This window comes from Bacillus sp. X1(2014) (assembly GCF_007678255.1).
The window spans coordinates 163,349-186,696 of record NZ_VEED01000002.1 but is presented as its reverse complement, the minus strand read 5'-3'; the positions used below and the strand labels follow the sequence as shown (position 1 = coordinate 186,696).

The following is a 23,348-nucleotide window of genomic DNA, read 5'->3' as shown; positions in this document are numbered from 1 at the left end:
ACAAATCCTTTCCGCGACGGAAAGGATTTTGTTATTTAATTATATTAATTTTCAATGAGATCCGGATCCATATATATTCCATTAAAAAATGCTGCCATTTCTAACATACCATCCGCATTATAAAAAGGTACTCCGACCATGACTATATTTCCATATGTATGATTTATAAGTACTTCTATGTTTTTTGCTCCTCTATAGCTATATCCATCACTCTTAAGTGAATGTTTTACGTTCTTAAACTCTTGACTATTTAATAAATTAGCAACAATTTTATTCTTCTCAGCTCCTAAAACAGGTGTAACGTCGCATTCGCACTCTGCTGCCTTCGCCGTATTCCCAATACTCACAAACAACGATAATCCAATAATGATTCCACATAATACTGTTATTAATTTCTTCAAGTATTTCTCCTCCTTTTTATAACCTCCTTAACTTCATTCTCTGTTTTTCGACATTCTCCTTCAAAAAACTTGGAAATATATTCGACAAATGCCATTTTTTATTACAATTTCGTGTCAAACTAGGTGTCACGCACCAAAGTGTTGTGATTTTTCCATAAATAGGTTCTGATTATAGTAAATGGAAATTAAGGGGTTAATTAAGTCATTGGACCCAATCTCGAGCAATAAAATGAAATATATACGTAATTTTACTTAATTAAATACATATTAGATTGTTTAAGGGGGTAATAGGTTAATGGATTTTAAGTTCTGTACGGAGTGTGGAACGAAGGTTCCAGGGCATTATCGGGTCTGTTCAAATTGTGGAAAGCAGTTTGCTAATGTTCAAGATAGCTATGATCAGAGACAGGTAGACGATGCTACAGGAGGTACATCTTCTCCTAATTTTCAAGAAATAAAGGAACCTATAGTAAATAATGCAAGGTCAAAAAAACAAGCGTCTCGCAGCAAGAAATTAACTCTTACGATAGGGAGCATTCTTGCAGCACTTATACTAGGTGGATATTATCTCGGGTCCACGCTAACAAGTAAGCAAAAAGTGATTCAAAAATTTGACGAAGCATTAAAGGAAAAAGATGCGAGTATGCTTGTAGGAATTGTTGATTCGACAGATCCCAATATTAAGATTTCAGAGGAAAATGTATTCCCTTTTATATCGTACATAGAAGAAAATTCGGAGAACTTTACATTTTCTGCATTAGAAAAAGCAGGTTTTGTGAACATCCATCTAGCAGGGAAAAAGTGGCTCATGTTCGATAACTATAAAATTAATATTAAGTCGTTTTATCCGGTTATTTCAACAAATTATGACGGGACAGAAATTTATATTAATAAAAAAAAGGTTGGCAAGATTAATCGTGGCGAGGGAAAAACATTTGGTCCATACCTAATTGGTGAATACAAACTAAAGGCTCTCTATAAGGGGAAGTATGCAGCACTTGATAAGGAAGAAGTAATTGACCCTAAGAATATTAACAGTAAGGAAATCGAAGTTAAAGTTACCCTCCCCGAAAATTATCTATCTTTATATTCCAATGAAGATGAAGCCTTCCTATTTGTAAACGGCAAGAATACGAATCAAAGGGTCGGAGAAATTGATCAGTTTGGACCGGTTGTATTTGATGGATCGATTACTATCCATGCTGAAACTGAAATAAACGGAAATGTAATAAAGAGCAATGAGACTACCTTGGTTGACAAAGACTTCACTAATGTTGGATTAATATTTGATTATCAAGAAGATAATTCGTCGAAAAGCGTAGTTGTGTCAGCTGGGGATGATCATGAATCAAGTGAAGTTGTAACAACAAAAGAAGATCTTACTTCTCTAAACGTTGAGGATGAGGTAAAAGTAATAAGGGTCGAGTATAATAGAATAAATAAGGTGCAAAAGAACTATAACGTTAATAAGTTAGGTGCAAGTTTTACGCAGTACATTAACGAAAATGGAATTATTAAGAAAATCGTTAAAAAAGACAATGGGGTAACGACTGAATATTATTTTTGGGATGACGGATCACTTTTCTTTATTTTCACCACCTCTGCTAAGCCTTTAGAAAACCGCTACTACTTTAAAGATAATCAAATGATCCGCTGGATTGATTCAGATAAAAGAACAATCGATATAAATAGCGGTAAAGTGAATCAGGAATATTGGGAATGGGAAAATTTCTGGGTGAATCAAATTCTTAGTTCAATCGATTAATTCCACAAGTACCTGAATGGGTTCCGTAGTATTGAACCCATTTTGGTATTTTTTTATTATAGACCGTACATTAGAAAAGAATTTATAAAAAGGAGGAAGGTAGGATGAAGATAAGTATCTTAGACCAAGCTCCAATTTCTTCAAATCAAACGGCACATGAAGCATTGATTGAATCGATGAAGTTAGCCCAAGCTGCTGAAACATTTGGTTATACGCGTTATTGGATAGCTGAACATCATGATTTAGTAGGATTAGCTTGTTCTGCACCGGAGGTGATGTTAACTTATATCGGAGCAAACACTAGCAAAATTCGGATCGGGTCTGGGGCCGTCTTATTACCACACTATAAACCATATAAAGTGGCAGAAGTATACAATATGTTAGCCACTCTATTTCCAGGAAGAATAGATCTTGGAATAGGCCGCGCACCAGGCGGCTCCGCAGAAGCAACAAATGCCTTATCAGATAATTTTCTTCAGCAGATATGGAACATGCCTGCTTCAGTGGAAACGCTTCTTTACTTTTTAGAAAATAAATTTCCAAGTGATCATGAGTTTGCTAAAGTATCGGCTGCACCAATCCCAGAGTTTTCACCTATTCCTTGGCTGTTGGGGACTAGTAAAAAAAGCGCCTTGCTAGCAGCTGAAAAAGGGCTTCCCTATGCCTTTGGTCAATTCATGAGTGAAAAGGACGGGACAGAAATTATTGAACAATATTTACAGACTTTTAAGCCACGGAAACAGAGCCTAGGACCAGAAGTAATTGTGGCGGTTTCCATCATTTGTGCCGACACGGATGAGCGGGCGGAAGAAGTCGCATTAAGTACACTTTTATGGGCATTGCAAAGGAGAAAAGGCGAAGGCGGTGGAGTTCCATCCATCGAGGAAGCTAGGCAATATCCACTAACTGACCTTGAAAAGGAATCATTAGAAAAAATGAAACAGAAGATGATAATTGGGAACCCACAAAAGGTTTACCATAAACTGAAGGACCTTCAGGTTAAATATAACGCTGATGAAATCATGATTGCCACCATTACCCATTCTCCGGATGATCGGATCCGCTCTTATCAACTAATTTCAGAATCAGCTAACCTGTTAAGCTGAAAACCTTCCTATTGAGAATTAGTTCAGTTTTTGAGGGGATCCACAGCAAAAAAATTCAAAAGTAGCTGGCCAAATCGAAAACGACTTGGTCTTTTTATTGCTCTTATAAGATCAACTCTGGGAACATCAGATAAGTTTTTAGAAAATTCATTGACTTTATGTATACATTTGTATACATTATAAATATAATCAATCGTGTATACATTTGTATACGCAGAAAGGAGTTATAAAATGAATAACGAAGAATATAGGGATCATGAAAAAGGGAGACGTCACCGTGGTGAAGGTTATAAACGAAAAGACAAGGATTCTCACCACCGTGGTGCAAAAACATTCCGCAGAGGTAGAGCACTTGCCTTTTTAGAAATGATGAATGTTAAACGTTCGACCATTATGAAACAATTAGAAGCACCTGAGTTTCAATCAATTAATCAAGTCTTAGTCGGTGAATTAAAAGCAATGGATATGATTATCAATGAATATACTCAATTATTTGAACTTCACGAATTTGATGCTATGGATTCAGATTTTAAAAAGACTGATGAAGAGGAAAATTCGCTATTAGCTACTAATGATGAGAAGGAAATGGATTGACAAAAAAAGATTGGAGATGTTTAAATGTTCGTTCAGTTAAGAAAAATGACAGTAACAGAGGGAAATGCAGAGCAAGTCGTAAAACGATTTAGCGGGGAAGGGTTAATTGAAAAGCAGGAAGGATTCATTGATTCAACTGTTATGGTAAAAAAAGTTAGGCGAGGGGATGAAGAAGTCATCGTTATGATCCGGTGGGAGTCAGAGGAATACTGGAAGCAGTGGGAAAAGAGTGAAGCCCACATAGCGAACCATAAAGCAAACCTAGGTAAGCCGAAGCCTCAATATTTAGTTAGTTCCGAAGGTGGATTATACCAAGTAAAAGCGGTTAAAACTGCAGCCAAACAGTTATTATAATAAAACAACGCTCAGAGCGATTAGTTCTAAGAGCGTTGTTTGGTGATTTTTTAGCGCCTAATAGCCTTTTGCTGTATAGTATTTTATTGGTTCTTTGCTTGAAGCTTTTAGTTCGGAAAAGATTGTCCCTGTCAAACTATGTGACCCTTGAGCATCTAAGCCCACTTCCCACATCATCATCCCGCCAAAACCGTGATCAAGCGCGAGTCTGGTTTTCTTCTTCATTGTCGCACCGCCGTTGTAATGGTAGGTTGTACCATTCATTTTCACGGTGTCCTTAACAGCATTCGCTGGATTTTTGTTAATAATCGCCGCAAATGAGACTTGTTTGATTTTCGGATCTTCTGGTTGGGCATACGAAGGGACACCCAATACTAATTTCTCTTTTGAAAGTTTATGAGTATCAAAGAGATTTGTCCAATAGTTTACAATTTTCTCAGTAAACGGATAGGGCGATAGATTAGCGGCATTGTATCCGCCGTCCCACTGACCATCATAGGCCATGATATTAACATGGTCGGCATATTGGAACATGGTTGGTTCATACTGAATAAAGCCAGCTTCGGTTAACGTAACCGCATGAATTTTTGAATGAACAGCGATAGACAGTTCTTTCTTTTTCGGGTGAAGCTGGGCACTTAATTCCTTCGCAAAGGAAGCGAGATTTTTTGCATCCGCTGCAGTGCGTGGGTGTTCAAAATCGATATCAATTCCATCCAGTTTCTCGCGGACTGCAAGATTAGTTAGCTCTTTCACTAGCTTTGTTCTAGATTTAGAATGAGAGATTGCTGGTTGAAAATAATTATAGGATTCTCCACCCTTGATATGGTACCATCCGCCGATTGCCAGGATTACCTTAGTGTTATGGCTGTCAGCTTTTTTAACAACTGTTCGTAAGTTATTTAAAGCTTGGTCGCCATTAAATAAAACCTTGCCATCCTTGGTGGGATGGACAAAAGAGAAAATGACATGTGTTAATTTTGAATATTCTACAATGTTCGGATCACGATAATCCTGAACATAACCGATGAGTACCTTTGAAGGTACTTTTTTTATTGGTGGTAACTCTTTTGCATTGGGTTTTATTGCCGATTTCGGTGCATCTTCTATAATTAGCGTACTAGGACGCTCTTGGTTTTCATTATTTTTGGTAAAAATAACTCCAGTTAGAATTCCTCCGATGAAGGTAACCGCAATTACCAAGCCAAGGAGGAGATGACGTTTCTTCATAATTTTAGGCCCTCCTTATTATTGCTCACTAAAAAAATTGTAACAGAAAAAGGAGGGAAGAATGGTTGGTAATATCCACCTATACAGGATCTGCCGCCTTTGGAAAGTGAAATAATTTGAAATCAACTGTTGATTTTTGCTATAATCATAAGGTTAATGTTAAAAACTAGTGTTTTTTATATATAAAATGTGTAAGGTGGTAACCATGAATCAAGAATATCGAGTGTTATTGTACTATAAATATGTAACCATAGAGAATCCTGAAGAAGTGACCCAGGAACATCTTCATTTCTGTAATGAACTTGGCTTAAAGGGCCGAATTATCATTGCTGCTGAAGGAATTAATGGTACGGTGTCAGGCACCATAGAACAAACTGACGCCTATATGAAATATATGAACGAACATCCGTTGTTCGCGGGTACTATTTTTAAAATTGATGAAGCGTCTGAGCATGCCTTCAAAAAGATGAAAGTACGGGTCAGACCAGAGTTAGTTACTTTGCGTTTGGAAGATGATGTCGATCCGAATGTGCAAACAGGCAAGCATTTGAAACCTAAGGAATTTTTTAAGGCAATGCAAGATGAAGATACGGTTGTCATTGATGCCCGTAATGATTATGAGTTTGATCTAGGTCATTTTCGCGGAGCTGTCCGCCCGGATATTCTTAACTTCCGTGATCTGCCACAATGGATCCGAGAAAATAAGCAGGAGTTTGAGGGCAAGAAGATTCTTACTTATTGTACTGGTGGGATCCGCTGTGAAAAATTCTCCGGCTGGCTGCTACAAGAAGGTTTTGAAGATGTATCACAGCTTGAGGGCGGAATTGTCACCTATGGTAAAGATCCTGAAGTTCAGGGAGACTTATGGGATGGTCAACTCTATGTGTTTGATGAGCGTATAAGTGTTCCTGTTAACCGAAAAGAGCATGTCGTTGTCGGGAAGGATTTTTACAGTGGGGAACCATGTGAACGTTATGTGAATTGTGCCAACCCAGAATGTAATCGTAAAATCCTTTGCTCTGAGGAGAACGAACATAAGCACTTACGAAGCTGTTCACACGAATGCCGTGTTCATCCACGCAACCGTTACGTGGCACAGCACGGGTTAAGTGAAGAAGAGGTAGCGGAAAGATTGGCTGTCATTGAGAAAGAGAAAGAGTTAACCAAATAATTATTTTAAAAAAAAGCAGGTCATTTCGTAACGGGTTCGGTTTTGAAGTACAAAACTTAAAAAAACAAAACAATTAGCGGTACAATTCTCATCAGAATTGGTACTGCTTTTTTTTTTTGATATAAATGGGTTATTGCAGTTCTAACAATCAAATTAACATACAAATTAGTATCCTAATTAGCAAGTATCTTCTGGACGGCAGACAACCTCGAAAAGGTGTGCTAAAAAGGTGTGTTAATTGAGCGGTAATTTTTAGATTGCGGGGGACGATGATTATTGAAGTTTATTAAGCCGAAAAACAACAATGCTGGCAATGTAGACTTGTATCGGAAAGGGTACGAGCTATCGTAAAAATATATGCGGAATATACAGAATACAGTGAGAGCGAAGTGGTTGATATGTTCCTGCTTTTTATTTTTGTTGAAATTAAAAGGATATTTAGATAACAATAATAATATAATAATTAACAACACTAATTTATTGTTAAGCGATAAATGATATGATAAAATCATGTTGTCATTAAATAAGTGAGGTGCTTTAAATGAATGTTAAACGAGGTTCATCTACTTTCTTAAAGGTAATTATTTTTCTAGCTGGAATTGCAGTGCTTACTTTGTGTATTTATTGGATGCCTGTGTTAACCATTAGAGATGTAAAAGCACATCCAGGGGATTACTCGCTATATCCCCTTTTAGTATGTGCGTATGGAATCTGTATTACATTTTCTTTTACGCTGTATCAAGTATATAAACTATTAACCTATATCGAAAGGAACAACGCTTTCTCCGAGTTATCTCTTAAATCTTTGAAGGTTATAAAAAAATGTGCTTTTATAGCCATTTTCTTCATTGTATTAATGATAATAAGCTTAAAGGTGATTTCTAAAATCACAGGAGACGACTCAGCAGGTCCTATATCACTAAGTCTAATGGGTATTTTAGCAACAAGTATCATTGCAGCCATTGTAGATGTACTTCAAAAGCTATTAAAAAACGTCCTTGAATTAAATCCAAAAAAAGATTAATGTTTTGATAAAATTTAATTAACGAAGTGCCGCTTTCGGAGAGGGTTGGAATTACTATGACTAATTTCTCCATTATGAAAAATGGGAGAGAAAAAGTGTTTCGTTTTTTCAATATTAGAAGCGATATGTAAGACTATGAATTGTCAACCAGGTAATATTTTGTAGTACAAAAGCGACGAAGACACTTATTAAAACTGACAACAAATTTATTTAACTAACCGGAGTCGATAGAGAATTTAAGGGATAGCCATTAAGCTATCCCTTCTGCTTGTTAATTGACATTTTGTACTTCAATTACGGTGGCCAGTTTTTCTTATGTTTTGAGGTTTGCCAATAGGAATTTTGGAATATATTGTTTATGATAAGAACATAAATATGGTTTATATAGAGAGGAGCGGATGAATGAATGGTGACCTATACTAATAGAAATGAAGTCCCCGTCCATGAGAAGTGGAATTTAGACGATATTTATTCCGATATGAGTAAATGGGAAGAGGATTTACTTAAGATAGAAGAAATGGCAAAAAACCTGAAGCAATATGATGGAACGATTAAAGATGGCCACTCATTGTATCAATACCTTAATCAAAGAGAAGAGTTATCTTTCTTATTCAATAAGGTTTATGCCTATGCGATGTTGAATGTGGATCAAAATACACGGGATACCCAGGCCCAATCCCATTTAGATCGAGCAAAACAACTAAGTGTAAAAGTAAGTGCGTCGACCTCCTTCTTTATGCCTTATTTATTAAGCCTAGACGAAGAAACATTATCTGGATACATAAAATATGAAAAGAAGCTAGATTACTTTGCAGAGGATTTATGGGAGTCGTTTCGTTATAAACAACATGTTTTATCTAAAGAACAGGAAGCCGTCCTTTCCCATTTAGGGGAAGCCCTCTCGGCTCCAGGGAACATTTTTGGCATGATGAATAACGCAGATATTAAATTCGGGGAAATAACCAGTGACAACGGGGAACGTGTGGAATTAACGAGGGGCATGTACTCTAAATTAATCGAAGATACGGACCGTGAAAAACGAAGAGAAGCCTATAAGGCATATTATCAGCCTTACCTGCAATTAAAAAATTCCATAGCAGCTACACTTTCAGCTGCCATCAAAAATAATGTGACTACGGCTAAAATACGTCAATATCCTTCCGCGTTGGAAAAAGCCCTGTTTGGGGATAACGTACCAAAAGAGGTCTATGAGAATTTAATTAAAACAACGAAACAAAATATTCAGCCACTTCATCGATATTCACGGATTCGAAAGGAAAAATTGAATCTGGATGAACTTCGTCAATATGATATGAGTGTTCCGCTGGTTAGTGGTGTGAAGCAAGTCATTCCGTATGAGGAAGCTTATGACACAATGTGCAAGGCGTTAGCGCCACTGGGTGAGGACTATGTCAATATCCTGAGGGAGTTTAAAGAAGCGCGTTATCTTGATGTCAGAGAAACACCTGGGAAGAGGTCAGGTGCCTACAATCTGGGAGTATACGGCGTCCATCCCTATATCCTTCTCAATCATCAAGATGATTTGGATAGTTTATTCACGTTGGTCCATGAATGCGGACATGGCGTCCACAGCCGATTAAGTTCCCAGTATCAACCACAAATCACTGCCAGGTACAGCATTTTTGTGGCAGAAGTGGCATCAACAGTCAATGAAGTATTGTTAATTAACTACTTATTAAATAATGAGAAAAACCCTGATGTTCGGAAACATTTAGTGAACCATTTCATCGATCAATTTAAGGGGACGTTTTTCACACAAGTGATGTTTGCTGAGTTTGAAATGAAAACCCATGAAATGGCTGAAAAAGGAATGCCGCTTACTGTCGAAGTATTTAACCAAACCTATGAGCAATTATTCCGGGAATATAATGGTGATGGGGTAGTCTTCGATGAGGAAGTAAAATTTGGCTGGTCAAGAATCCCACATTTTTACCGCCCATTCTATGTTTATAAGTATGCAACGGGATTTGCGTCAGCCATTCACTTGGCCACCAAGATTCTTGAAGGGGACCAAGAAACATTAACTTCCTATTTAGAATTCTTAAAGAGCGGCAGTTCAGACTATCCGCTTGAATTGTTAAAGAAGACGGGCGTCGATCTTACGACATCCTCCCCAATTGAAAACTCATTAAAACGATTTGGTGAACTAGTAGAGGAGTTCTCACGTTTATAATAATAACCTCCTTAGACCCATGACTTTCTTCCTTCCGGAAAGAGTCCATGGGTTTTTTAATAGAGTATTAGATGAACTTATTGTAAAATAAGGAAAGTTAAGTATATAAAAGGGGTCATTTGGATTATGAATAGTAGAAGAGATAAATATCGAGGAAGGAAGAAATCGTTTCTCCCATTCCTCATTCTTGTTGTCTTGTTGCTGATTGCGGGTGGTTATTATTTGAATAGCAGTATAAAGGAAGAGAATGCTGATTCGAAAATCTCCAACCTGAAGGAAAAAGCGGATGAGAAGGTAAAAATAGAGGAGCCAAAGCAAGAGACAAAACAAGAAGTTATTCCAGAAACAAAACTTGAACCTGTGAAAGAAACAACGATTAAAATTAGCGCAGCCGGGGATTTTACACTTGGGTCAGATGAATCGTTTAACTATAGTAGTTCGTTTATCAAGGCAGCTGATGACAATGGGTTGCCGTATTTTGTCAAAGGCTTGGATAATATTTTTATTCATGATGATTTTACAACGGTCAATCTAGAAACAACATTAACAAATGCGACTCAAAAAGCGGCGAAGACTTTTCGTTTTAAAGGGGATCCGTCCTATGCGAAAATTCTAGAATTGGGTGGGATTGAGGCTGTTAATTTAGCCAACAATCATATCCATGATTACCTAGATAAAGGCTATCAGGATACAATAGCATCACTGGAAAAGCAGAACATCGGTTACTTTGGGTATGATCATAAATATATTACAACTGTAAAATATACAAAAATCGGCGCTCTAGGATATGAGGGTTGGTCGGATACGCAAGAAATACGCAGTCAAGTGGAGAATGATATTAAAGAGCTACGAGCACAAGGAGCTCAGATCATTCTCGTTCATTATCATTGGGGCAGTGAACGCCATTATGTCCCAGACAGCTCGCAGCAGTCGTTGGCCCGATTTACCATCGACAGTGGTGCTGACCTTATACTTGGTCACCATCCACATGTGGTTCAAGGGATCGAAGAATATAAAGGGAAATTTATTGTATATAGTCTCGGCAACTTTATGTTTGGAGGGAATAGAAACCCAAGTGACAAGGATACCTTTGTTTTTCAGCAAACCTTTCATTTGAAAAATGGAGTTCTATCTGATATGAAAGAGATCAATGTCGTTCCATTTTCAATTTCTTCAGTTTCTTCAAGAAATGATTATCAACCGACATTATTGACCGGTTCTGAAAAGAATAGAGTTAAACAAAAAATTATTGATGGCTCTAACAAAATCAAAGGCTCTGAGTGGCTAGTTTATGAAAATAATGCTCAGGTAGTGAAATCGGAAAATTGAATATTCATTAGAAAGGGACAGTTCGCACTGTCCCTTTATTTTATAGATGAAATTTTTAAGCCGATGTTTGAGTAGATGGTATCGTAAAATGTAAACTGTCGGTTTTTATAGTGATAGTTGCTTTTGCCTGGTGTGGGTTTGCGGATGTTAATTTTCAAATAATCATTAAAACGTAAAAAAATGGAGTAGTTCGCAGCAGGCAGTTGGCTTAATATCTCTAAATCCAATTCTAATATGCCATTACCGCTATCATCTACGCTTACCGGAAGGGAAGATTCAAACAGGGCGTTTTTTGAATCCCGGACTAGCCCATGTGAGAGAGTATTGAGATGATCGCCAAACACCTTAAATTTTAGGGTATATTTATTCTTATCGATATATTCCTCATCAAGTATGGAATGCATTGGTATGCGGATATATTTATATTTGTCCTCTAAGAAGGGAACAACCACATAGGGGAGATTGTCTTTGATAATGACATCTTTTATTTTCTCCTGTTTTTCCCAGGCAAAGAGAGTCTCAAGGTCTTTATATTTCCTATCGCGAAATAAGTAATAAACCACCTTATTCATCGGTTGGAAAAATTCCTCGGAAAACTCATAATTTAATTTCTTTGTTGTTTTTAATACTTGGTTGAACTTATAGTAATAAACGCGTTTCAGCCTCGTTTTTTGAAAATGTGGTGTATGAAAGAATCTTGTAATCGAATCAAATTCATAGAGACGGTTTAAAACCATTTTCTGTTTTTCAATATCTAAATCTTTCTTAATTATATGGTTTATCACTTGGAGATTACAATTGGTTTTTTGGATAATATTGGTTTGATTGGTTAGACGCGAATCCTGGTTATCCATCCGATTTAAATAATAAATAGGTTGTGCTGTCGTCGAAATTGTCCGGCAGTGGGTTAACACATCTATAAAAAATTGCTTGTCTTCCGCAAATTTCATTTCAGGAAATAAAATTTGATTGTCTTTTATGACGTTTGTTTTGATCATGCGTGCTCGTGGTCCTAAATGATGGAAAATATGCGGAATCAAATAGGGTGATTCACTTCGTCTTTCTTTACAAGATTCATGTTCACCAACTATGGACATCCCTTTTGATGTGACCTGTATAGTTTTCCCAACTGCATAATCATCACCGCTTTCTGACAAAATGGACGATAATACTTCCAAGCCGTTGGGTTCAAGCCAATCATCAGCATCTAGGAAAGTAATATAATTAGATCGTGCCAATTGTATACCGATATTACGGGGATGGCCTGGTGTGCCAGAATTTTTTTTCAGGAAAACAACAATGATGTTCGCGTATTTTGCAGAGTATTCTAATAGGATTTCTCTTGAGGAGTCTGTGGAACAATCATCAATTAATATATATTCGATTTGATCCATACCGAGTGTTTGATTAATCACAGAATCGATGGTTTTTCTTAGCGATTTTTCTGCATTATAAACAGGGGTAACGACAGAAACCATGGTAGGATTCTGTTCTGTGGTTAATTTTTGATCAACGATATAGTATCCTTTTGCGTTTTTATTCCATATCCAACCCATGTTTTTTCACCTCTTGGTTTCTGTCTATTCTAGTGCTTCCATTCATAACTATGTAAAAAACTCCAAACCATTATTTATTTTGGGACAAAATATCGAATCTTATTCGAAAAATAATTCACATCCAATGTTAGTTATCCAAATTTTACGTTCATTGACAACTTTTTACACTACAAATATCTGTATAATGATAAAATAGGTCATATTCATAATTTTATCTAGGAGGATTTAAACGTTGGAAAATAAGTTTTCTACCCCAAAAGGATTTGGCGAAATACTCGACCACACCTTTCAACTATCTAAAAATCGCTTTAAGGACTTTTTTATGATTTTACTGATCTTTATGGGTCCTGTTTACTTGGTCCAAGCGATCTTGCAACTAAGTTCTGGAACAAGCTTTTTTAGAGAGGTTGGTAGTGATGGGGAATGGTTTGAGCAAATTCTTACTAGTTTTGAAGAGTCAGGCACATTCGATTCCAGCAGCTTGGGTGCTGACATTGGTCTGATTATTATAGGTATACTAAGTGCAATCTTGGCACCTATTGCTGAGGCAGCCATTCTGTTCACCATCAATCATGTACGTCGAAATGAAGATTATACGGTGGGTTCGGTGATTAAAGAAGCCTTTTCACGATTTTGGCCAATCATCGGAAGCAGTATTTTATTTGGATTGATTTGTTTGGGGATTATCATTCTTCCCGTCGCAATTATTGCATTCACAGGTGTGGTTGTTGCGACCACCGTAAATCCGATTGGAGGGATTCTTTTAGGAATCGTCCTGTTTCTCGGCTTTGCTATTCTTGTAGGACTTTTATTAACTCGCTGGAGCTTTTATTTTGGATCTGTTGTCCTTGATAAAGTTTCCCCTGGGTTAGGAAGAAGTTGGAGATTAACGAGAAAGCGTACATGGGTATTGCTGGGACTTTATATCGTCTTTTATTTAATTATATCTTGTATTACTTTTGGCGTTCAAATGACTTTTGGCATCGTTTTGGGCAATAGTGTGTTGTTAACACTGATTACAAACCTCATCACCTTAGTCACGACAATGATTTTCTCTGTAGGCTATGGGGTTATGTATCTGGATACCAAAACTCGACATGATGCAGACGATTTAAAAGAGATGCTAGAAGAATTCAAAACGGTTTAAAAAAACCTATTATGTTAGGTGATGAATATGTTTAATGCAGACAAGGCACGTGGTGACCTTGAAGAAATATTAAAAGGAAAAGAATATCGAGTTTATTACGAATCAAAAGGATTAATTGCCACATGGTGGGATAAAGCAAAAGAATGGATTGCCACGCAACTGGAAAAATTGTTTCCAGCCATCGATTCCGCGAGCAAGGTGTCAGGCACCATTCTTATTGCGATCATAGTACTAATTGTTTTCTTACTTGTTTTAGCTGCTTTTTTTGTGATTAGAAATACGAGACGCAATCGAATCCTCCGCAAACAAAAACCGCTCCAATCGAGGAAAGAAATGAATTGGACGTCGCAAAGACATCTTGAAGAAGCAGATAAGCTTGAGAGTTTGGAAGAATATACATCTTCCGCCCGTCATTTGTTTTTAGCATTGCTTCTTTCCTTTCATGAAAAAGGATTGCTTGAGGCTAGAATTTGGAAAACCAATTGGGACTATTATGATGAACTTAGGAAAGTAGATCAGTTCAAGACAGAACAATTCTTTCAGTTTGCACAACTTTTTGAAGAAGTGACCTACGGAGAACGCACCGTGGGGAAAGAGGAATATATACAGTTCCATCATGAGATACGGAAGGTACTTGGCGATTTGAGGGAGGAGAATAGTTGATGAAATCTCTTTCCAACCTGCGTACCTGGATGGGCCTGGTCATTCTGCTTGGTTTATTTTTGCTCTTTAGTTATTTCAGTTCTACACCGAAGCCGAAGTATTATCCAGATTACGTGACTGAGTCACCTGCTCCAAGTGGAGTGAAAGCATTTTATACATATGTTAAGAACGAAAATGAAGGAAAGATATGGAGACATTCGCCAAATTTACTGTCTGCTACATCAGACCGCCAATTGCTTATTATGGTCGAGCCATTTATTAGCTTTGAAACGGAAGAGATGAAGGCGTACATTAATTATATGAAAGCCGGAAATACCATTTTATTGTTGCAAACCAATCCACAAGGGATGTTTGATATCAAAACGAGTGGAACAAATTCAAGTGAATCGCAGAAGGTTTTTACGAAAGACCGAACATTCTATCGTGCTCAATTTAATTCCACTATCCGTTTGCAGACGAAAAAAGGAGATCAGGTGCTGCTTTCTGACCAGACCGGTCCGATTTCAGTTAAACGATCTTTTGGAAAAGGACAATTAATTGTTGGTATTACCCCAGAGTGGATAAAGAATGGGAATCTATTAAAGAGAGATCATTTATCCCTGCTTCTGTATCTACTAAATGAATCAAAATCAAACACCATTCTGTTTGACGAATACATTCATAGCGGTGAGAATGCACCTACAGTTTGGAATGTATATCCGATGTGGTTTTTAGTTCTTGTTATCCAGATGATTCTTTTAATGATTTTATGGCTTTGGATGAAAGGAAAGCGATTCGGACCCATTTTCGTCCCAAGGGAAGAGTCGGTTCGATTTAGTGATGAAGGATTGAACGCATTAGCTGCCTGGTACCTCCGCGGTAAACGGTACCATGAATCAATCATCATCCAAGCAGATTATGTCAAGCTTCTTCTCCAAGAACGATGGCAGATTCCGTATCATAGAGAATGGCAGGATTTGTCGAGTTTTATGGAGAAAAAATGGACTCGAATGTCTGCTAATGAAATCAATTCCTTTTTAACAGGTTTGGTTCACATTCTTGAAAAAGAAACAATCACAAAACAGGAATACTTATTTTGGTCGAAAAGGCTCGAGCAATTAAGGAGAGAGGTTGAAGAATGAAGACAGAATTAACATCCTTTTTAAATAAATATGAAGAGCGGATTTTAGGACAAAGTCTAAATCTTAAACTATTACTATCAGCTATTTTAGCTGGTGGCCATGTCCTATTAGAAGGGGTGCCTGGCACTGGAAAAACACAAATGGTGCGTACACTTGCCAATCTATTAGGGGGCACCTTTAACCGAATCCAGTTCACCCCAGACTTACTGCCAAGTGATATCACCGGAAGCACGATTTACAATATGAAGGAGAGCACCTTTCAAACGCTGAAGGGGCCGATTTTTACCAATATCCTGTTAGCCGATGAAATTAACCGGACCCCTGCAAAGACACAGGCTGCCCTGCTCGAAGCCATGGAAGAGAAGCAGGTGACAATTCAAGGTGAAACATATCCATTACCCGAGATGTTTTTTGTGGTCGCCACCCAAAACCCAATTGAATTTGAAGGGACCTACCCACTTCCAGAAGCGCAGCAGGATCGTTTCCTCTTCAAGCTTAGAATTGAATTTCCAAGCTTCGAGGAAGAGAAAAATATCCTCAAACAAGTAATCGAAAACAGTTTTGACGAAAAGCCTATGTCAGTGATGTTGGATATGGACAAGTTTTTAAGTATTAGAAGAGTCATTGAAAAAGTCACGGTGAGCGAGAATGTTTTAGATTACATGATGAAGATTGTCAGGAAAACGCGTGAAGCAGATGCGATCCGATTCGGGGCCAGTACGAGAGCTGGCATATCGATTGGCAAGGCAGCGCAAGCGTGGGCTTATCTTTCAGGCAGGGATTACGTCACTCCCGACGATATCAAAATGGTCGCCAAGCCAGCCTTACGCCATCGTATTCAGTTATCGCCGCATGTAGAATTGGAGGGAGCAACCGTTGACCAAATTATTGAAGAGCTGGTGGGCTCGGTTCCTGTTCCAAGATAGAGGAGTTTTACCAACTAAACGATTATTAATGGGGTACCTCATACTTTCAATTTTTTTAGGGATTAGTACTATTTGGGGAATATCATGGAGCACGGTCATTGCCGCCAATCTTATATTATTTATGGCCAGTTTGTTGGACCTGTTTTTGTCCCCTTCTAAAAAACATCTTTCCTTTAAACGGACCATTTCTGCGGAATTTGAAAGAGGACTGACTTATCCAGTAACGATTGAGGTTCAGAATGCTTCTACCTATCCTTTCTCATACCGACTGGTGGATGACTTGCCAAAGACCTTTAAAAGGCCATTTCCAATCATGGGCTCGATTCCAAAGGAAACTGTAGTGAGGATTTCCTATGATACCACTGCGATGGTGAGAGGAAAGTACGAGTTGAATAAGTTTTATTTTCGTTTTACGAGTTTGCTGGGATTGTGGGAAAAGCAACTGACCGTTAAATTACAGGATGAAGTTAAAGTTATTCCGGATTTAACTGAAACTAAACAGTATTTAGAAAATGCTCAGAAATATTTGGTGTACGAAGGGTTAAAGATCCGGAGGCAGCGGAGCGGGGTTGGTGATTTTTCCAAGATTAGAAGTTATGTGGTGGGAGATGATCCACGGAAAATCAACTGGCGTCAAACCGCTAAACTCCGCGAAGTGATGACGAATGAGTATGAACCAGAGCATGGAAAGTATATTACCATTTTAATTGATTGTGGAAGAATGATGGGGGCAGAATTGTCGCAGGGAAATCGATTAGAAAAAGCGTTAGAAGCCGCTTTGACTGTGACAGCTGCAGCCCTCCAAAAGGGGGATTATGTGTCGGTCCTCGCCTTTTCAAAGGATATAAAAGTCTTTGTACCGCCTGCCAAGGGAATGGCGCACCTGCAGACCATTCTCCAAGCAATCTACTCAGTAGACGTAGATGCAGCTGAGTCAAATTATGGAACTGTGTTGCAGTACCTAGAAACGGTGCAAAAGAAACGGAGTCTGCTGTTATTATTTAGTGATGTACGGACCTTCCTCCACGAGGAAAGTGGTCTAATCCTCTTAAAACGACTTCGACAACGACATTTATTTTTAATGATTGGAATTGAAGATCAGACACTTTTAAAAAGAGTGAAAGAGGAGCCGAATACGGTCCAAGCGGCGATGCAAAAAAGTATTGCGCAGCAGCAATTTTTGTTTAAGAAAAGGGAAAAGAAAAAATGGGAAAAGCAAGGCCTCGTTATGATCGAGGCCCGTGAAGAGAAATTAGCGATTACTGCCGTTTCTCAGTATATCGATATTATGAATCAGAATCTTTTATAGCTTTGCTGAGTTGTAGCTTGCCTATAACTACATAAAGGATGAGTCCAATCACGGTTAGGAAAGCAACAATGTATTTTGCTTCTAATGAAATTGCAGCTGGGGTAATGAAGCCTTCTATGATCCCCGCTATGATAAACAAAGGAATTGTACCGAGCAATAGTTGAACGGATCTTTTTGCATGCTGCTTTAATTGGAAACTTCGAGAATATTGTCCTGGCACAAACAGCTTATAGCCCATCAAAAGTCCAGCCCCGCCAGCAATAAAAATGGCTGTAAGTTCGATCATTCCATGGGGAACGATGTACGCCCAAAAATCATACGATTTTCCGTGATGCCAAAACAATGCAGCAAGTGCACCTATAATGATGCCATTGTAGACCATTAAGTAAGTTGTAACGAGCCCAAAGGTGATCCCCCCTGCAAAAGCAAAGATGGCGACTTTAATATTATTTGTCATGATGCTTGCCGACATGAGGGAGGAGTCTACCGCTTCATGGCCCTTCCCGAGTTGGTCCGGGTCAACACCTTTGGCAATTTCCGCGGGGAGAATCGAATAGATATGTAATGGATCATTCATGACGGATACAAAGCTCCCAAAACTGCCGATGAGAAATAAAATCATCGCAGCTATGACAAACTTCCATTGTTCAAGTAATAGACCAATAAATTTTTGACTAAAAAAATAACGAATTTGCTTGAAGCTAGAGACTTGGTCTTTGTACAAAAGATTATGTGATTTCGCCACAAGTCCGTTCAAATAATTGGTGACTTCATCATGAGGAAAATAGGTTTGACTGTAAGAGAGATTCTGGGCTGCTTTTTGATAGAGTCGATGGTATTGTGTAATATGTTCTCCAGTAATGGCAAGTCTGCGCTTACTCATGGTTGTCACTAACTGTTCTAGCTGTTTCCATTCTTCTCGATGCATTTTAACAAATTGTTTAACATTCATTCTGACACCTACTTTTGGAGGCTAGGAAAATAAGTCTTTATTCTCCTTATTATAGTAATATTGTAGAAAAATAGAAATAGAAATTATCATCTTGTGATGGAGGAAACTTATGAATGAAGATCATTTAGATATAAAAACACCTGAATTTGTTTCCATTCAGTTTCAGATTGCTGGTTTAGGCAGCAGGTCGGCTGCCTTTATCATCGACCAGTTGCTTTTAACGGCGTTTAATATTTTGTCTTTGATTGTCCTTTTTTTCGTTTTAGATGGCTTGTCTAAAATGGAATTTATTTTCATCGGGAATTCACTGCCTATTGCGATAACAATTATTGCACTGTTTATCGTAAATGGGGGTTACTTTTTTGCGTATGAGTTTTTCTCGGGCGGAAGAACGCTTGGGAAAAAGTTAATGGGCATCCGGGTCATTCAAGAGAATGGTCACAGCATCACATTGCTATCTAGCTTTATTCGGAATTTGATCCGTATCATAGATTCCTTGCCAACAGCTTACTTTCTCGGTATTATCATGATTTTTTTTCATTCGAAACATAAACGGCTTGGAGACCTTGTGGCTGGAACGATTGTCGTCCATGAGCGCAAGGCAAAACCGAAAAAGAAACTGTCACCTTTAGAAAATGAACTCGACAACAGAGGACTTTCAAGGGATGATCTTATTCTTGATGAATGGACACTGAAATCATTAGGAATGAAGGATTGGAAACTTGTCAAAACATATGCAGGTCGTTTTCTGCAAATCCCATTAGACGAAAGAAATCAACTAACGGAACAAATCGCTGTGATATTATTTCCGAAAATCGGACTGGACCCCTCAGGGAAAACGACTGAGGAGTTGGAAAACAATCTTCTTGTGCTTTATTTAGTCCTTCTTGATGATTGGGAGTTTGAACTGTGAGTACGAATAGTAAAAGAATGGAAATGGAATCATAACAGGATGGAACGTAAATTGATGAGGTGTTTGAAATGAGAGAAGAGGCAATTGAACATACTGCTGGAGATGACTTAAAGAGGATGCCCCCTGTTTCATTAAAAGTGAATGGGAAAAACATGACGACAAAGGCAATCAATATAAACACAAAGTTATTGGTTCCATTAAAAGAAGTGTTTGAAAGCTGCGGGGCAATGGTAAAAATTAATGATGCGAACACAGTAGCAACTGTTCGGTCCCAAGATTTTTCATTCGAAGTGGCAGTTGGAGAAACTCAAGTGGCATTCAATGACCATGATTCTACCGTTCTTCCTTTAGACCATGAGATTATTTTTGAAAACAAAGAAATCTTTGTTAGTGTTCGTTTCGTATTAACCGTATTAAAAGCTAAATTGGGCAGGGAGGCAGAGGCTGGGATTGTGACCATTGAGACCTTGCCTGAAAATGATTTTAAAGTTACTTCACCTGCGTTTGAAGATTGGGGAAATATTCCTCATAAATTTGTCCAGCATAGTGTGGGCGGTAAAAATATCAGCATGCCAATTAACTGGACAGGTGCCCCAGCTAACACTAAATCATTTGCTGTTATCATTTATGATGCTCATGTTCGGCCTGAATACTGGGTCCATTGGGCAGTAATTAATATTAATGTTGAGTCATCAGAATTAGCAGAAAATGCATCGGCTAGTTTATCAGATCATCAGCAGATAAAACCATATTATGGGATGCAACCAGCTGAATTGACAGGAGATCATGCTTACCAAGTTACCGTCTATGCACTAGATATTGAAACGATTGAAATTCCACATCAAGTGGTTTTTCATGAGGACATAGCGCCTTTATTGGAGTTACACACGATTGCTAGTGGGACATTCGTAAGTTTTTTTCGAAGTTAAAAATATTCGTAAGGAAAAGCAATGCATTTGTATAAGCATTGCTTTTTTATTATTTTTTCATAAATGTCTCTATTAATACCAGGGCCCCATTAGTAATTATATAGAATTAAAGGTTCGATTTGTAAAATCCATCCGACTTGCGTCTCATTTAGTCGGTTTTAGTCGAAAAATTTAACTTTACGATGTATAATAGGTAATTGTGGATTGCTGTGTGTTAATAAGGAGGAAACTAATATGATGGAATGGATAATAATTCTGTTGATTGCAATATCTGCTGTGTTGCTAATCGCTTCAATGGCATCGAATCGTAAAGCAGAAAAACAAAAACAAAAAGAAATTGACTTGGTTCATGTTGCTGTAATGAAAGATATCAATAACGTACAGGAGCAAATTCGAAATCTTGAACTAGATATTGAAGTGGTCACAAAGGAAGCAGGCCTTCAAATGACTCCAGAAGAAATTATTTTCAAACGTGAAGTACTAGATTTATATAAAAGAAAATATTCAATTGAGACCATTGCACAGAAAAAACAAGTTTCAGAGAGTGAAATTCAACAATTTCTTGCTCCGTATCTGGCAGCAAAGGATGAAAGGAGCAAATTAGCCCATGAGATTTAATGTAGTGAGCAGCTTTGCGGCCGGAATTCTTCTAGCTTCGTCCATTTGTGGTGCTGTTTACTTTACTGAAGACCCTGTAGTCACAAAAGCAGCTGCCAAACCAACCAAAACCGAGCAAAAAACAGTTGCTCAACCAACAGAAACTGAAATGAAAGACAAACTTCTAGCTGCTGGGTATGTTGTTCAACCACAGGCAGAATATGATAAGACGCTTGAAGCAGCAAAAAAAGCCGCTTCCACCGCTTCCACCGCCACTAATGGTTCCCAAAAAATTGCCTACAGATCAGTTATTACCGTTACACAAGGGATGACGAGCATCGATGTCGGCAAAATGCTTGAAAAAGCCAAAATCGTACCTGATGACTTTAAATTCTCAAAAGATGTCGAGAAGAAGGGTGTCGAAAAAAACTTACGCCCAGGTACTTTCGTGGTTGATACAGAAATGACTTACGATCAAATTATCGCAACCATTTTTAAAAATTAATTAAACAAAGACGGACAGTATGACTAGATACTGTCCGTCTTTTTATATTATTTGCTTTTTTTCACAAATTCTTGAACCATTTCTCCCGTAACGAGTTCTCGTGTCGGGATAAAGCGCAGGTTTATTTTATTTATACTATTTGTTACTGCATTTATTTTATCAGTTGAAAAAGGCAGGCCTTTTTTACATAACTCAATCGCCTCTTCAATATATTGCTCACGTTGTTGATCGAGCTCTAAGAATTGTTGATAGGTTTCATGCTGATTTGCCGCATGTTTAATTAAATCTTTATGTACACTCATGATATCACTCCCTAAATATATACTTATACAATCATACCATAATTAAATGTGGAAGAGATGGATGTATTAATTATAATAGATAGAAATGCCCTGCAGCTGTAATATACGAATGGCAGTTTTTAAACACAAATAATCTAGAAATTTATAAGTATAATACTAGATTCAGTCGAATATATTTTCTTATTAGATTGAATGATAGATTAGAGTAAAAATTTTATCCAAACAAACTTTATAAATTATATTTTATCCATGGCAAAGGAGGTACTATGGGGCACAATCACACTCATCACAATCAAAATAAAAAAGCATTAATGATCGCTTTTCTCATTATTACCGTTTTTATGGTTTTAGAGTACATTGGAGGGACATTGACCAATAGTCTAGCTCTACTTTCTGATGCTGGGCATATGTTAAGTGATTCCATTTCCTTGGGAGTGGGATTACTAGCTCTTATTCTAGGAAGAAGGGCAGTGAGCGAGAGTAAGACTTTTGGTTATCAGCGCTTGGAAATTTTATCAGCTTTATTTAATGGGGTTCTGTTAATTGTTATTTCTATTTTAATCATGTGGGAATCGTTTCACCGTTTTAGTGAACCTCAAGTAATTTCTGGTTCGGGTATGCTTTTGATATCTAGTATAGGCGCGATGGTTAACATATTTGTTGCTTGGATTATGCATCAATCCGAAACTAGTGAAAACATTAATATGAGAGCTGCCTTTTTACATGTAATTGGAGATTTACTTGGTTCTGTTAGTGCAATTATTGCTTCCTTACTGATCATGTATTTTGGCTGGACCTTAGCCGATCCAATCACTAGTTTAATTGTTTCCTTATTAATTTTAAAAAGTGGGATTGGGATAACCAACGATGCCATTCACATGCTGATGGAAGGTAGACCAGCGAACTTAGATGTTGAAAAAGTGCGAGAAACATTACTTCAAATTCCAGGTGTGGTAAGTATGCATGATTTTCATGTATGGAGCATCACATCAAATTTCCCCTCGATTAGTTGTCATTTGGTGATATCAGAACATAATCATGACTCGATTTTAAAGAATGCATTAAGAGAATTACATGATACTTTTAATTTGGAACATGCAACCATTCAAGTGGAAAGTGTTAATGCCGATTTGGACCAATATGAACATAATCGTTGTAATCATTTTGTAGCGAAAGACATTTGATAAAGTGATGCAAAAAATTTAACAAGGCTACCAAAAATTATAAAGATAATAAACAAAATTCGTTAATTTGTTTAAT

23 protein-coding genes and 1 pseudogene are annotated in these 23,348 nt (G+C 37.6%); 19 read left to right on the top strand and 5 right to left on the bottom strand.

Translation table 11 applies throughout. The annotated features are described in order from the left end of the window. Positions 1–44 precede the first annotated feature (44 nt). Entirely contained in the window at positions 45–401 is a 357-nt protein-coding gene (locus tag FS608_RS04850) for a hypothetical protein (RefSeq protein ID WP_144548140.1), read from the bottom strand. 295 nt (positions 402–696) lie between these two features. Between FS608_RS04850 and FS608_RS04845 the strand changes: the two genes are divergently transcribed. The 4 genes from FS608_RS04845 to FS608_RS04830 all read left to right on the top strand — a co-directional run bounded on the left by FS608_RS04845 (position 697) and on the right by FS608_RS04830 (position 4,220). Then, complete coding sequence (locus FS608_RS04845; RefSeq protein ID WP_144548139.1) at positions 697–2,166, top strand: TcaA 3rd/4th domain-containing protein; 1,470 nt, start codon at positions 697–699, stop codon at positions 2,164–2,166. A 104-nt stretch (positions 2,167–2,270) separates the two neighbouring features. Then, positions 2,271–3,272, top strand: a complete 1,002-nt coding sequence (locus tag FS608_RS04840) for an LLM class flavin-dependent oxidoreductase (RefSeq protein WP_144548138.1) — start codon at positions 2,271–2,273, stop codon at positions 3,270–3,272. Between the two features lie 231 nt (positions 3,273–3,503). Further along, on the top strand, positions 3,504–3,866 hold the full coding sequence (locus FS608_RS04835) for a hypothetical protein (protein ID WP_144548137.1): 363 nt from the start codon (positions 3,504–3,506) through the stop codon (positions 3,864–3,866). Positions 3,867–3,890: 24 nt separating this feature from the next. Further along, entirely contained in the window at positions 3,891–4,220 is a 330-nt protein-coding gene (locus FS608_RS04830) for an antibiotic biosynthesis monooxygenase family protein (RefSeq protein ID WP_144548136.1), read from the top strand. Positions 4,221–4,277: 57 nt separating this feature from the next. On the opposite strand, the gene FS608_RS04825 is transcribed toward FS608_RS04830, so the two are convergent. Further along, entirely contained in the window at positions 4,278–5,450 is a 1,173-nt protein-coding gene (locus FS608_RS04825) for a glycoside hydrolase family 18 protein (protein WP_144548135.1), read from the bottom strand. A gap of 205 nt (positions 5,451–5,655) precedes the next feature. Between FS608_RS04825 and trhO the strand changes: the two genes are divergently transcribed. From trhO to FS608_RS04805, 5 genes and pseudogenes are all read left to right on the top strand, one after another. Beyond that, on the top strand, positions 5,656–6,621 hold the full coding sequence (gene trhO, locus FS608_RS04820) for an oxygen-dependent tRNA uridine(34) hydroxylase TrhO (protein ID WP_144548134.1): 966 nt from the start codon (positions 5,656–5,658) through the stop codon (positions 6,619–6,621). A gap of 541 nt (positions 6,622–7,162) precedes the next feature. Further along, complete coding sequence (locus FS608_RS04815) at positions 7,163–7,645, top strand: DUF2975 domain-containing protein (RefSeq protein WP_144548133.1); 483 nt, start codon at positions 7,163–7,165, stop codon at positions 7,643–7,645. A gap of 17 nt (positions 7,646–7,662) precedes the next feature. Continuing rightward, positions 7,663–7,810: pseudogene (locus tag FS608_RS31120) on the top strand (helix-turn-helix domain-containing protein). A 241-nt stretch (positions 7,811–8,051) separates the two neighbouring features. Next, positions 8,052–9,839, top strand: a complete 1,788-nt coding sequence (pepF, locus tag FS608_RS04810) for an oligoendopeptidase F (RefSeq protein ID WP_144548132.1) — start codon at positions 8,052–8,054, stop codon at positions 9,837–9,839. 126 nt (positions 9,840–9,965) lie between these two features. Continuing rightward, on the top strand, positions 9,966–11,168 hold the full coding sequence (locus FS608_RS04805) for a CapA family protein (protein WP_144548131.1): 1,203 nt from the start codon (positions 9,966–9,968) through the stop codon (positions 11,166–11,168). Positions 11,169–11,203: 35 nt separating this feature from the next. On the opposite strand, the gene FS608_RS04800 is transcribed toward FS608_RS04805, so the two are convergent. Beyond that, complete coding sequence (locus FS608_RS04800; RefSeq protein WP_144548130.1) at positions 11,204–12,724, bottom strand: glycosyltransferase family 2 protein; 1,521 nt, start codon at positions 12,722–12,724, stop codon at positions 11,204–11,206. A 232-nt stretch (positions 12,725–12,956) separates the two neighbouring features. Here FS608_RS04800 and FS608_RS04795 point away from each other — a divergent pair, with 232 nt between their 5' ends. From FS608_RS04795 to FS608_RS04775, 5 genes are read left to right on the top strand one after another with little or no spacing between them, the layout of a single operon-like run. Further along, positions 12,957–13,871 (top strand): hypothetical protein, encoded by a 915-nt coding sequence (locus FS608_RS04795; protein WP_144548129.1) that lies wholly within the window; start codon positions 12,957–12,959, stop codon positions 13,869–13,871. A gap of 27 nt (positions 13,872–13,898) precedes the next feature. Continuing rightward, the gene (locus FS608_RS04790; protein WP_144548128.1) at positions 13,899–14,534 is read left to right on the top strand and encodes a DUF4129 domain-containing protein; all 636 of its coding nucleotides are present in this window, start codon (positions 13,899–13,901) and stop codon (positions 14,532–14,534) included. Further along, on the top strand, positions 14,534–15,655 hold the full coding sequence (locus FS608_RS04785) for a DUF4350 domain-containing protein (protein ID WP_186328646.1): 1,122 nt from the start codon (positions 14,534–14,536) through the stop codon (positions 15,653–15,655). The genes FS608_RS04790 and FS608_RS04785 overlap by 1 nt, the downstream gene beginning before the upstream one ends. Beyond that, positions 15,652–16,581 carry an AAA family ATPase gene (locus FS608_RS04780; RefSeq protein WP_144548126.1) on the top strand — a complete coding sequence of 310 codons (930 nt, stop codon included), beginning with the start codon at positions 15,652–15,654 and terminating at the stop codon, positions 16,579–16,581. The genes FS608_RS04785 and FS608_RS04780 overlap by 4 nt, the downstream gene beginning before the upstream one ends. Next, positions 16,532–17,890: a DUF58 domain-containing protein gene (locus tag FS608_RS04775; protein WP_260871575.1), complete on the top strand. Its 1,359-nt coding sequence runs from the start codon at positions 16,532–16,534 to the stop codon at positions 17,888–17,890. The genes FS608_RS04780 and FS608_RS04775 overlap by 50 nt, the downstream gene beginning before the upstream one ends. Here FS608_RS04775 and FS608_RS04770 read toward each other — a convergent pair. Then, positions 17,868–18,842 (bottom strand): stage II sporulation protein M, encoded by a 975-nt coding sequence (locus tag FS608_RS04770; RefSeq protein WP_144548125.1) that lies wholly within the window; start codon positions 18,840–18,842, stop codon positions 17,868–17,870. The two genes, FS608_RS04775 and FS608_RS04770, sit on opposite strands and share 23 nt — an antisense overlap. Positions 18,843–18,951: 109 nt before the next feature. Between FS608_RS04770 and FS608_RS04765 the strand changes: the two genes are divergently transcribed. The 4 genes from FS608_RS04765 to FS608_RS04750 all read left to right on the top strand — a co-directional run bounded on the left by FS608_RS04765 (position 18,952) and on the right by FS608_RS04750 (position 21,786). Next, complete coding sequence (locus tag FS608_RS04765; protein ID WP_144548124.1) at positions 18,952–19,755, top strand: RDD family protein; 804 nt, start codon at positions 18,952–18,954, stop codon at positions 19,753–19,755. A 68-nt stretch (positions 19,756–19,823) separates the two neighbouring features. Then, positions 19,824–20,684: a YbhB/YbcL family Raf kinase inhibitor-like protein gene (locus FS608_RS04760; RefSeq protein WP_144548123.1), complete on the top strand. Its 861-nt coding sequence runs from the start codon at positions 19,824–19,826 to the stop codon at positions 20,682–20,684. Positions 20,685–20,918: 234 nt separating this feature from the next. After that, positions 20,919–21,302, top strand: coding sequence for a hypothetical protein (locus FS608_RS04755; protein WP_260871574.1), 384 nt, complete (start codon positions 20,919–20,921; stop codon positions 21,300–21,302). Continuing rightward, positions 21,292–21,786: an endolytic transglycosylase MltG gene (locus tag FS608_RS04750; RefSeq protein WP_144548122.1), complete on the top strand. Its 495-nt coding sequence runs from the start codon at positions 21,292–21,294 to the stop codon at positions 21,784–21,786. The genes FS608_RS04755 and FS608_RS04750 overlap by 11 nt, the downstream gene beginning before the upstream one ends. Positions 21,787–21,833: 47 nt before the next feature. Here FS608_RS04750 and FS608_RS04745 read toward each other — a convergent pair whose 3' ends face one another. Then, the gene (locus FS608_RS04745; protein WP_144548121.1) at positions 21,834–22,088 is read right to left on the bottom strand and encodes a DUF2533 family protein; all 255 of its coding nucleotides are present in this window, start codon (positions 22,086–22,088) and stop codon (positions 21,834–21,836) included. A gap of 266 nt (positions 22,089–22,354) precedes the next feature. Here FS608_RS04745 and FS608_RS04740 point away from each other — a divergent pair, with 266 nt between their 5' ends. After that, positions 22,355–23,272 (top strand): cation diffusion facilitator family transporter, encoded by a 918-nt coding sequence (locus tag FS608_RS04740; protein WP_144548120.1) that lies wholly within the window; start codon positions 22,355–22,357, stop codon positions 23,270–23,272. Positions 23,273–23,348 lie beyond the last annotated feature (76 nt).